This window comes from Synechococcus sp. R5-13, from assembly GCF_047462015.1.
Classification (GTDB): domain Bacteria; phylum Cyanobacteriota; class Cyanobacteriia; order Thermostichales; family Thermostichaceae; genus Thermostichus.
In genome coordinates this window covers 1-4481 of sequence record NZ_JANSIL010000016.1, presented here as the reverse complement: position 1 = coordinate 4481, position 4481 = coordinate 1, and the positions used below count along the sequence as shown (strand labels likewise).

At 57.4% G+C, this 4481-nt stretch carries 4 protein-coding genes; 2 read left to right on the top strand and 2 right to left on the bottom strand.

The annotated features are described in order from the left end of the window. The first annotated feature begins 79 nt into the window (after positions 1 to 79). A complete protein-coding gene (locus tag NW840_RS01310; RefSeq protein ID WP_414341913.1) occupies positions 80 to 820 on the top strand; it encodes a glycerophosphodiester phosphodiesterase in 741 nt (246 codons plus the stop codon). Here the strand turns inward: NW840_RS01310 and NW840_RS01305 are convergent. Continuing rightward, complete coding sequence (locus tag NW840_RS01305; RefSeq protein WP_414341912.1) at positions 817 to 1557, bottom strand: protein-L-isoaspartate(D-aspartate) O-methyltransferase; 741 nt, start codon at positions 1555 to 1557, stop codon at positions 817 to 819. The genes NW840_RS01310 and NW840_RS01305 overlap by 4 nt on opposite strands. Positions 1558 to 2168: 611 nt before the next feature. Between NW840_RS01305 and NW840_RS01300 the strand changes: the two genes are divergently transcribed. Next, positions 2169 to 4049, top strand: coding sequence for an AMP-dependent synthetase/ligase (locus NW840_RS01300; protein WP_414341910.1), 1881 nt, complete (start codon positions 2169 to 2171; stop codon positions 4047 to 4049). A 13-nt stretch (positions 4050 to 4062) separates the two neighbouring features. Here the strand turns inward: NW840_RS01300 and NW840_RS01295 are convergent, their stop codons facing one another. After that, positions 4063 to 4383 carry a hypothetical protein gene (locus tag NW840_RS01295; RefSeq protein WP_414341908.1) on the bottom strand — a complete coding sequence of 107 codons (321 nt, stop codon included), beginning with the start codon at positions 4381 to 4383 and terminating at the stop codon, positions 4063 to 4065. Positions 4384 to 4481 lie beyond the last annotated feature (98 nt).

Genomic DNA, 4481 nt, shown 5'->3' with positions numbered 1-4481 from the left:
GGCTTGCTAACTGCAGGGCTACTAAAAGCCCGCTCCGTACCGCCTAGCGGTTGGTGTCGGGTAGTTTACAGGTGCTGACATGCTCCCCTACACCCAGATTGTCGCCCACCGTGGGGAGCACACCCACGCCGAGGAAAACACGTTGGCCGCTTTTGCTGCTGCTGTTGAAGTGGGGGCCGACCAAATTGAGCTGGATGTGCGCTGTAGCCGAGATGGGATCCCACTGGTTGTTCACGATGCCGATTTGGATGGACAGCCTTTGGCCGCATTAACTTGGGCCGAGATTCGGGCCCGCAAACCCACGATTCCCACTCTTGAAGAGACCCTGTCACATATCAAGGGCAAGATCACCTTCGATATCGAACTCAAAGAAGCAGGCTATGAGGAACAAGTCCTTGCCCTCGTTAGCGATATTTTGACCCCCGAAGAATTTGTGATCACCTCTTTTTTGCCTCAGGTGGTGCAGCGGGTTAAAACGCTTTTGTCCCCGCAACCCAAGGTTGGCCTGTTGATCGAGGCAAAGGCTGAGGAGCAAGCCAAGGGATCTTTACTTACCCGTTGCCGGGAGTTGGGAGCGGATTTTCTGGCCCCCCACTACAGTTGGGTGAACTTGCAGTTCTTGGCTGAAGCTGAACAGGCCAGGATCCCTCTGTACGTTTGGACGGTGAACGATCCTGAAGTGATGAAGTTGTGCTTGCAGCCATTTGCCGGCTCAGTAGGACAAAATCCCGTTGTTCAAGGGTTGATTACCGACCGTCCCCAATTGGCTTTGCAAATTCGCGCCCACCTTTTGGCAGGAGTAGAGGGGGCAAAACCCTAGACCATGGGCACAAACTGCACCGGAAAAGCCCCTTTTTGAACCCATCCTTGGGCTGTTTTGCAGAGGATCAGCAAGGACTGGGATCCCTGGGCACCGGAGTCCGAAGGGCTTTCTCCCACCGGCACCACCAAGGTGCCCCCCACCGCCAGTTGATCCAGCAGCACCATGGGCACAGTTGGGGGCGCTGCCGTCACCAGAATGGCATCGTAGGGAGCATGCTCTGGCCAACCTTGGTAGCCATCCCCCTGACGCACTTCCACGTTGCGATAGCCCAGGGCAGCGAGGGTTTGTTGAGCTTGAGCAGCCAATGGGGACAGACGCTCCAGGCTATACACTTGCCGGGCCAGCTCTGCCAAAACAGCCGCCTGATAGCCGGAGCCGGTGCCGATTTCCAACACCACCGATTCAGGCGTGAGGCGAGCAGCTTCTGTCATAAAAGCAACAATATAGGGCTGAGAAATGGTCTGGCCATAGCCGATGGGCAGAGGGCAATCCCTGTAGGCCCGATCCCGCAGATCAGAGGGGACAAAAAGGTGACGCGGCACTTTTCCCATGGCTTCCAGTACCCGTGGATCTCGGATCCCTCGTTTGATGAGCTGTTTCTTGACCATCTGCTCCCGTTGGGAAGCAAAAGGATCGGAAGCGTCTGGGGGCTGAGGTTCAACTTCTGGGATCCCAGCTGGAGAGCGAGAAGAATGTCTCCACCGGAAGGATGAGAATGGGTTGATCACCGGCATACAACCTCCAGGAACGATGAGCCGCTCAGATCTTTCTCCGCTGCAACTGCTGGGCCGTCGAGCTTGGGGCTATGGATTCCACTCTCCCTCTTCCCCCCTGAGAAGGAAGGACTGGAGACGCTTGCTGCACGTGACATGAAGAGGATGAGTTAACCCAATTTCTCGCGTTGCAAGGGGGGCAGGGGTGAGGGAAAAAGCGCCTGGAGAGCTCTACCCCGATCCTGGCTCACCTTCGGCAAGACTTCACCGCTTGATGAAGAGATTGTTGCTGAATGGGAGGATGAAAAAACGGGATCCCCAAGATCCCCTACCTTGATTCTGCTGGGCTTTCTTGAACTTCGTTGGAGCCTCAGGTAAAGCTTACAGCCGGGATCCCCATGGGAGATATGGGATCCGGTTTGATCAAAATTGTAAAGTTTTGTGCGCAATCTGCCGGGGCGAGCAATCACCACCCTGGTTCTGCCAGCGCAAGATTTTATAGTGTTGATCCCTACCTTTTCCCCGCAAGGGGAAGATGGTGAATGGGGTGACAGGCTGGGAACTGTCCTAGCGACACCTGGGGAGAGAGGCTGGGTTTAATAGACTGTAAACGTAATTTACGGTACAGATCTATGACAACTGCTGCCGCTTCTGCTACTCCCACTGCCCCTGAGACGACGCTGCTGAACGTTTGGCAAGTGCTGGCGGAAGAGTTTGCCGGTCAGGTTGCCCTACGGGATCCCCACGCGCAGCCAGTTTTCGAGATGTCTTATGGAGAGCTGTTTCGCCGCATTCAAACCCTGGCGGCTGGCCTGCAGGCTTTGGGCATTTGCCCGGGGGATCGGGTGGCCATTTTTGCCGATAACTCCCCCCGCTGGCTGATGGCCGATCTGGCCACGATGTTCACGGGAGCTGTGAATGTGCCCCGCAGCGCTGTGGCGGATCCCAGTGAGCTGGGCTACATCTTGCGCCACTCCGGTAGCACGGCCCTGATTGCTCAGGATCTGAAGACCCTGAGGCGGATCCGGCCGGATGTGCAGGAGCTGGGCCTGGAACGGCTGCTGTTGCTTTCCGATGAGCAGGAAGCAGGGGTGCTGAACTTTTCCCAATGGCTGCAAAAGGGTCGGGAACACACCTACCAACCCCCAAAGCTGGAGCGATCCCAACTGGCCACCATCATCTACACCTCCGGCACCTCCGGTCGGCCCAAGGGGGTGATGCTCAGCCACGGCAACCTGATGCACCAGGTGGAGAACTTGGGCGTGGTCGTACAGCCACAACCGGGGAATAAGGTGTTGACCATTCTGCCCACTTGGCACTCTTATGAGCGGGCTTGCGAGTATTTTCTCCTCAGCCGTGCCTGCATGCTGGTCTATACCAGCCCTCGCTTTATCAAACAAGATTTCCAACAGGAGCACCCCCATTTTCTGGTGGCAGTGCCGCGGATTTGGGAAACCGTTTATGAAGGGATCCAACGGCAATTCAAAGAGAAAAGCCCCCTGATGCAGCGGCTGATCCGCGCTCTGATGGCCGTGAGTGAGAGGTATGTGCTCTCTGGACGGATAGCTCGCAACCAGTCGATTTTGCATTACGGAGTCAGCCCCTGGGTGCGCCTGCAGGCTCGCCTGCAACATTGGCTGCTCTGGCCCCTGCACCGATTGGCCGATGTGCTGATCTACCGCAAGGTACGACGGGCGTTGGGCCCCAATTTTCAACATGCCATCAGCGGCGGTGGATCCCTGCCTGCCTACTTGGATCTGTTCTACGAGGTGGTGGGCATTTCCATCTTGAATGGCTACGGCCTCACCGAAACTTCGCCGGTGTTGTGCGCGCGGCGTCCAAACAACAATGTGCGCGGTACGGCTGGCCTCCCTTTGCCGGGGACGGAGTTTCGCATTGTGGATCCTGAAACCCGACAGCCCCTGCCCTCCGGCCAAAAGGGGTTGATCCTGGCCCGTGGCCCGCAGGTGATGATGGGCTATTACAACAACCCCGAAGCCACCGCCAAGGTGCTCAGCTCCGACGGCTGGTTTGAAACCGGGGATCTGGGCTGGCTCACCCCCGACGGGCAACTGGTGATCACCGGCAGAGCCAAGGATGTCATTGTCCTACTCAATGGGGAGAACATCGAGCCCCAGCCGCTGGAAGATGCTTGTCTGCAGTCTCCTTACATCAGTCAGATCGTGATCGTCGGGCAAGACCAAAAAAAATTGGCTGCCCTCATCTACCCCAACCTCGATGCCCTCAAAGCCTGGGCTGCCGAGCAAGGGATCCCGGCTGAGGATGCCGAGCTGCTGGCCCAGCCCCAGACCCGCACCTTGATTTTGCAGGAGGTGCGCCGCCGCATCCAAGAACGCCCTGGCTACCGGCCCGACGAGCAGGTCAGCGACTTTCGCTTCTTGCCGGAGCCGCTGAGCGTGGAAAACGGCCTTATGACCCAGACCCTGAAGATCAAGCGCAACCCGGTGGCTGAGCGCTATGCCCACCTCATCCAGGAGATGTATCCGGCTTGAGGTGCAGGCCCACCTAAGTTTGGGATCCCCGTTGTTGCTCCAAGTAGCGCCGGAATTGCTCCGGTGGAATGGCCCCTCGGTAGGCTCCACAGTAGTAGAGGGTAAGCACTGCCTTGTAGGCCCAATCGCTTGGCACCACATCCGGGAAAGGGCTGGGCAAAGTATCTGCTTGGTTGTTGGCGCAGGCTTGCAAAATTTGCTCTGTGGTGAGCTGTTCCGCCAAGTCCGGAGGGAGCTCCCGCAGGTTAGCCTGGGCCAGAACCGCTCCCGGCAGGCACAAGCTGGCGAGGGTCGCCGCCCAAAAAGCGCGAGTGAAGAGGTGTTGCCAGTTCATGGCTCTCCAGAGGGAATAGTTCGGACAAGTTCTGATACATTTACGCTGAACACTGCTGAACATCACTGTTCAACTATGCAGCGATAGCATTCTGTTTG